Below are 6468 nucleotides of genomic sequence, written 5' to 3'. Positions count from 1 at the left end.
GAACACCAGCGTCGGCCGGCGCGCCCGCGCCGCCCGGGACACCACCACCGCCGCCGACACCACTGCCGCCGCCGCCATCACCGCCGCGGACACCACCGCTCGGGACACCACCGACGCCGGACCCACCGGGCCCGACATCGCTGACGCCGGACACGCCGGCCGCAGCCCCCACACCGCCGGCGACCTCGGCGACGGCTTCCCACAGGCGGTTACCCGACTCGGTGCCGGCCAGGCCCCGCAGGGCCTCGACGAGCAGGGCCGCCTCGACCGCGAGCGGCCCGGGCGGCGGTGGCCGATCCGCCGAGCGCGTACCGGCGGCGCCGCTTTGATCAGGACGGCCGTCGGGAGCCGGGTCGGCCGGGACGGATGTCATGCCCGCACCCACTGGTCGGGATCGGGCACGAACGACACCACCAGGCGATCGCCGCGCAGCCGGGCGGCGCTGACGTCGCAGCGGCGCAGCGCCGCGGGCAGCGGGACCGCCCGGCGGAACGCCCCGACGGTGATGATCAGATCGTCGCCCAGCCGGGCCAGGTCGATCTGGGAGCCATCGACGAACGGAAGCCCGAAGGACAGCGCGTACCCGTCGTCGGTGCGCTCGACCCGCGGCTGCTCGCCGGCCCCGGCCGGCGAGGCGCCGAGGACGCCCGCCGGGTCGAGCTCGCCGTAGGTCGCCGCGCCGAAGGCCGCGAGCTCCTCCAGGCCGACCGGCTCGCCGGCCCGGTAGGCCACCGGGAGGATCGGGGTCGGCGCGAACGCCCCGGTGATCTCGGCGAGCGCCTCCCGGTGGGCGGCGGCCCAGCCGGCCCGCCAGGCGTCCGCCCCGGCCGGCGAGAAGATCCGGTTGACGACCACGCCGTCGAGGGTGAAGCCGTGCAGCGAAAGCGCGGTGAGGCTGCTGCGCGCCGCGACCAGCGCCCCACTCTCCGGGGTCAGCACCAGCCGAATGCTGGTGGCCGCGTGGTCGGTGAGGATCGCCCGCAGGTCCACCGCGGCGCGGTGCACCCGGGAGACGGTGTCGTAGGCGGGCGCGGCGAGGTTTCCCCACCGGCCGCCGAACGCGCCCGCCCAGCCGAAGCCGGGCCGCAGCCAGCGGGCGAACGCGCCGTCGGGCGGCAACAGCCGCCGGCAGTACCACGACAGCGTCTCCGGGAAGGCGAGCAGCCGCAGCAGGCCGGCGACCGGGCCGCCGTCGACGATGACCACGTCGTGGTCGGCGCTGGCGAGACCGTCACGCAGCTCGAGCAGGGTCAGCGTCTCGATGGCACCGGGCAGGAAGGCCAGCTCCTCGAGCTCGACCGGATCGACGTCGAAGGACGGCCAGGTGCCGGCCAGCACCTCGCGCACCGCCGGCCAGCGCGTGCCGACGGCACGGCGCAGGTCGACCTGCTGGCCGGTCAGTCCGGGTTCGAGCTCGGTCGGGTCGGCGCCGACGGGGTGATCAAGCGCACCGGCAAGCCCGGCCGCCGGGTCGACGGACAGAACCAGCGTGCGATGACCGCGTTGCGCGGCGAGGATCGCGGTCGCCGCCGCCACCGTCGTGGTGCCGGCGCCGCCCTTCCCGGTGAAGAGCACACACCGCACGCGCGCTCAGCTCTCGACGTGCTTCTTGAGGTCCTTGAGAGCGGCATCCACGATGCCGCTCTGTACTTTCCGCCGGAGCAGTCCCGGAATTTTGATCTTGGTCTCGGCGGTGAGGTCGTAGGTGACCTCGGTGGTGCCGTCACCCAGGTCGCGCAGCGTGTAGCTGCCGTCCTGCGACGACATCGCCTGCCCCTCGACCATGGACCAGGTGACCTGGGCGTCGGCGGACCAGACGTACTCGTTGACGAACTCGTCCTTGACGACGACGGCGTTGATCCGGAAGCGGGCGCGCCGGGGCCGGCCGTCCGGGCCGACGTCGAGCACCTCGGCCTCCTCGATCTGGCCGACCCAGGTCGGGTACGCGGGGATGTCGGCGATCGCCCCCATCACCGCCGCGGGCCTGGCATTGATGACGATGGTCGATCGGGCGTGGTCCGCCATGGAGAGCAGCACCTCCACATTCGTCAAGCACGTCTGAAGGAGCACGGCGTCGCCGGCCCACCGGCAACCCGGATCTCTCCGGGATCCCGGATCATTCCCCGACCGATCGCCTGAGGCTACCGGAACCTGGGCCACATCTCGCCCAGCGGCTGGCTACCACTCGAGGACGAACGGGGTACCTCGGGCGTTGAAATGACCGACGTTCACGCAACGCGTTCCGTCGATCTCCAGACTGGCGGTGAGGGGCTGATGAACGTGCCCGAAGAGCACGTAGCGCGGCCGGGTGGCGTGAATCGCCTCGAGGATCGCGACGCTGCCCCGCTCGAAGCGCCGGGCCTGGACGTCATAGACCAGCTCCGGCAGATGCGGGGGAATGTGGCAGCACAGAACGTCCACCTCGCCGACGGCGGCCACCTTCGCGGCGTAGACGTCGTCGTCGATCTCGTACGGCGTGTGCATCGGCGTCCGCAGCCCGCCGCCGACGAAGCCGAACCGCCAGCCGCCGATCGTTGTGGTCTGCCCGTCCAACAGGGTGATGCCGTCGCGCAGGTAGTCGGGGTAGAGGTGGGGCAGGTCGACGTTGCCGAAGGTCAGGTAGGTCGGGGTGGGGAAGGCGGCGAACAGCCGCTCGTACTGCCGCCGGATCGCGGCCTCGACGATCTCGGCTCGGTCGCCGTCGAGACGGGCCCACAGCGAGCGCGACCACTCCCGCGCCTCGTCGAAGCGCTGCGCGGTGCGCAGTTCCACCATCCGGCCGACGGCCTCCGCGCCGAACAGATCACCCATGATCCCCCGGCTGTGGTCGCGGTAGTCGATGAACAGGATGAGGTCACCGAGGCAGATGAAGACGTCGGCACCCTCGGCGGCGGCGGGCAGCGCATCCGCCCGTCCGTGCACGTCGCTCACCACGTGGACCCGCATACGACGAAGCTTAGGCGGCAACGAAGGACATCCGGCCCGGTCCGGACAGGTCGGTCGGCCGGCACCGTAGTGCCGTGCGACACCCGCGCCGCGGGCGGGCGGCATCCCGGTCGCGACCAGCCACCATCCGTACGCGGACGGGTCGCGCACCGCTCGTCGTCGTCCGCACGGTCGCCAGCGTCCGGCCCGCCCGCTAACGTCTGGTGCCCTGAACGGTCAACCGCCGTTCGGCGGCCTCGTCATCCGGCGGGCGCCCGAGGGCATCCGGTAGGACGCACGAGAGCACCTGGTAGGAGTACGCAGTGCGGGAGTACACCTCTGCGCCCCTGGTCACCATCGAGGACAATGCGACGCTGACGGACGCCGTCTTCCGGCACGTCGCCACCCACCCGGACAAAATCCTCATTCGCCACAAGGTGGCCGAAGAGTTTGTCGGGATGACAACCCGCGAGTTCCACGATCACGTCGTGGCCACCGCCCGGGGACTCCTCGCGCGCGGCGTGGAAACCGGCGCCCGGGTGGGGATCCTCAGCCACACTCGCTTCGAGTGGACCGTGGTCGACTACGCCGCCTGGGCCGCCGGCGCGGTCTGTGTGCCCATCTACGAGACGTCCAGCCCGAGCCAGATCGAATGGATCCTCCGGGATGCGGGGATCGAACTGCTCATCGTCGAGAACGCCGAGCTCGCCGCGCGGGTCGAGCAGGTCCGCGGCGAGGCGCCGGCCCTGCGCGAGGTGCTCGTCCTCGAGGACGGCGCGCTGGCCACTCTCGCCGCCGACGGCGCCGGCATCGACGAGGACCGGCTGGCCGCGGCGCGCGCGTCCCTCAATGCCGACAGTCTCGCGACGATCATCTACACCTCCGGCACCACGGCGCAGCCGAAGGGCTGCGAGATCACCCACCGGGCGCTGCTGTTCACCGCCGAGTCGGCCATCGCCATGCTGCCGGAGGTGTTCGCGCCGGGCTGCTCCACGCTGCTGTTCCTGCCGCTGGCCCACGTGTTCGCCCGGATGCTGCAGGTGGGCCTGGTGCAGGGGGCCTTCGAGCTCGCCTACACCCCGGACTCGCGCAGCCTGCTGCCGGACCTCGCCAAGGTGCGGCCCAGCTTCCTGCTCGCCGTCCCCCGGGTCTTCGAGAAGGTGCACGCCGGTGCCCGACTCAAGGCCCACAACGAGGGCAAGGGCCGCATCTTCGACGCGGCCGAGAACACCGCCGTGGCTTACAGCGAGGCCCTCGACCGCGGTGGCCCCGGGCTGCTGCTGCGGCTGCGGCACCGGCTGTTCGCCGCGCTGGTGTACGGCAAGCTGCAGGCGGCGCTCGGTGGACGGGCCCGGTTCGCGATCAGCGGCGGGGCACCGCTGGGCCCGCGGCTGGGCCATTTCTTCCGCGGCATCGGCTTCACCGTGGTGGAGGGCTACGGCCTGACGGAGACCTCGGCGCCGGCGGCGGCCAACCGCCCGCACTCGGTGCGGATGGGAACCGTCGGGCAGGCCCTTCCGGGGGTGACGATCCGCATCGCCGACGACGGGGAGATCCTCATCCGGGGCGACCTGTTGTTCCGCGCCTACCACCACAACGAGACCGCGACGAAGGAGGCGCTCGACGCCGAGGGCTTCCTGCACACCGGCGACCTCGGTTCGCTCGACGACGACGGCTATCTGCGGATCACCGGCCGGAAGAAGGAGCTGCTGGTCACCGCCGGCGGCAAGAACGTCGCGCCGGCCCCGCTGGAGCATGTGATCCAGTCTCATCCGCTGATCAGCCAGGCGATGCTCGTCGGCGACCAGCGCCCGTTCATCGCCGCGCTGGTCACCATCGACCCGGAGGCGTTCGAGCACTGGCGCGGCGGCGCCGGCAAGCCGGCCGGGGCGAGCGTCGCGGACCTCGTCGACGACGACGACCTGCGCGCCGAGGTGCAGCGGGCGATCGACCGGGCGAACGAGACGGTGTCGAAGGCCGAGGGCATCAAGAAGTTCGTGATCCTTCCGCAGGACTTCACCGTCGAGACCGGGGAGCTGACCCCGAGCCTGAAGGTCCGCCGCTCGCTCGTGATGGACCGCTTCGGCAGCGCCGTCGAGGGCCTTTACACCGCCGCGGGCCGCCCCTGAGACACCGGGCCCGCGCAGCCGCCGCGCCGGCCGTGACCAGGGCCGCGTCCAGATCTCGGCTCGGGATCGAGGCGGGATCGAGGCGAGATCGAGGCGAGATCGAGGTCGGGTCAGGCCGGTTCGGGTTGGCCGGCGAGCAGCGAGCGCAGCTCGGCGGCCAGCACGTCCCAACGCCAGCGCTGCTCGACCCACGCCCGCCCGGCGGCGCCCATCGACGCTGCCCGATCCGGGTCGGCGAGCAGGTCCCCGACGGCCCGCTGCACCGCGTCGAGATCGGTCCCGTCGACGACGAGGCCGGTGCGCTGGTCGAGCACCGCGTCAGGGGCGCCGCCGCTGTTGCCGGCCACCACCGGCAGGCCGGTGGCCGACGCCTCCAGGTAGACAATCCCGAGCCCTTCCACCTCCAGCCCGCCGAGCCGGGACCGGCACGGCATCGCGAACACGTCGCCGGCCGCGTAGTGCGCGGGCAGCTCCTCCCACGGCACCGAACCGGCGAACGTGACGTGTTCGGCCACGCCGCCGTCCCGGGCAAGCCGTTCGAGGTTCGCGCGGTGCGGTCCGCCACCGACGACGAGCAACGCCGTCTCCGGCACCCGGCGCCGCAGCGCCGGCAGGGCACGCACGAGCATGTCCTGCCCCTTGCGGGCGACCAGCCGGCTCACGCACACCACCACCCGCCGTCCGGACAGCCCGTACCGGCGGCGGGTCTCGTCCCGCCCGGCGCCCGGGCCGAACAGCGTCGCGTCGACTCCGCTGGGCAGGCGGGCGAGCGCCGGATGGGCGCCGAGCGCGGGCCCGATCCTGGTCCTGGTGTAGTCGGTGAGGTAGGTGACCACGTCCGTGGTCGCGCCGATGCGGCGCAGCAACTGACGCGCGGCCGGCAGGGCCGCCCAGCCGACCTCGTGCCCGTGGGTACTCGCCACCACGCGGCGCACCGGCGTGTCCCGGCGCAGCCGCGAGCCCAACAGCGCGAGCGGGGCGGCCGCGCCGAACCACACCGTGTCGCAGCCCTCCGATCGGGCGATCTGGCGGGCCCGACGCAGGACGTCCGAGGTCGGCAGCATGAGCGAGGTCCGGTGGCGCACGACCGGGAAGCCCTGCGCGGCGTCGAACGCCGCGGCGCCCTCCCACGCCGGGGCGTAGACGACGATCTCGCCGGCCGGCAGCCGGGCCGCGAAGTTGTGCACGTAGGCCTGGATGCCGCCCGGACGCGGCGGAAAGTCGTTGGTGACGGCCAGAACGCGCATCCCCCCATGGTCTCCCACGCCGACCAGCGGTCACCGTCCGGCTGACCCTCCCCACCGGCCCGCGCCCCCCGGGCTTCCCGCACGCGCGACGCCACCACGCCAGGAGCCCCGCCAGGCGCAGCCACCCGGCGTCGCGGCGGGTCGTCGACCTGCGTCCCGACCCGGCG

The 6468-nt window shown here is 73.1% G+C and carries 5 protein-coding genes and 1 pseudogene; 1 reads left to right on the top strand and 5 read right to left on the bottom strand.

The features are described 5' to 3' along the window. The 4 genes and pseudogenes from ND748_RS21850 to ND748_RS21835 all read right to left on the bottom strand — a co-directional run. Positions 1–373 (bottom strand): annotated as a pseudogene (locus tag ND748_RS21850) (hypothetical protein); the annotation flags it as partial. Beyond that, entirely contained in the window at positions 370–1584 is a 1215-nt protein-coding gene (locus ND748_RS21845; RefSeq protein ID WP_251747848.1) for an ArsA family ATPase, read from the bottom strand. The pseudogene ND748_RS21850 and the gene ND748_RS21845, both read right to left, overlap by 4 nt. A gap of 6 nt (positions 1585–1590) precedes the next feature. Next, entirely contained in the window at positions 1591–2025 is a 435-nt protein-coding gene (locus ND748_RS21840) for an SRPBCC family protein (RefSeq protein WP_251747847.1), read from the bottom strand. 153 nt (positions 2026–2178) lie between these two features. Beyond that, positions 2179–2946 (bottom strand): metallophosphoesterase, encoded by a 768-nt coding sequence (locus ND748_RS21835; protein ID WP_044887251.1) that lies wholly within the window; start codon positions 2944–2946, stop codon positions 2179–2181. 302 nt (positions 2947–3248) lie between these two features. Here ND748_RS21835 and ND748_RS21830 point away from each other — a divergent pair, with 302 nt between their 5' ends. Continuing rightward, complete coding sequence (locus tag ND748_RS21830) at positions 3249–5054, top strand: long-chain fatty acid--CoA ligase (protein WP_251747846.1); 1806 nt, start codon at positions 3249–3251, stop codon at positions 5052–5054. A gap of 110 nt (positions 5055–5164) precedes the next feature. Here ND748_RS21830 and ND748_RS21825 read toward each other — a convergent pair whose 3' ends face one another. After that, positions 5165–6301, bottom strand: a complete 1137-nt coding sequence (locus ND748_RS21825) for a glycosyltransferase family 4 protein (protein ID WP_251747845.1) — start codon at positions 6299–6301, stop codon at positions 5165–5167. Positions 6302–6468 lie beyond the last annotated feature (167 nt).

Source organism: Frankia sp. AiPs1, from assembly GCF_023716945.1.
Taxonomy (GTDB): Bacteria; Actinomycetota; Actinomycetes; order Frankiales; family Frankiaceae; genus Frankia.
The sequence above is the reverse complement of the archived record's forward strand: the minus strand, read 5'-3'. Positions and strand labels throughout refer to the sequence as shown.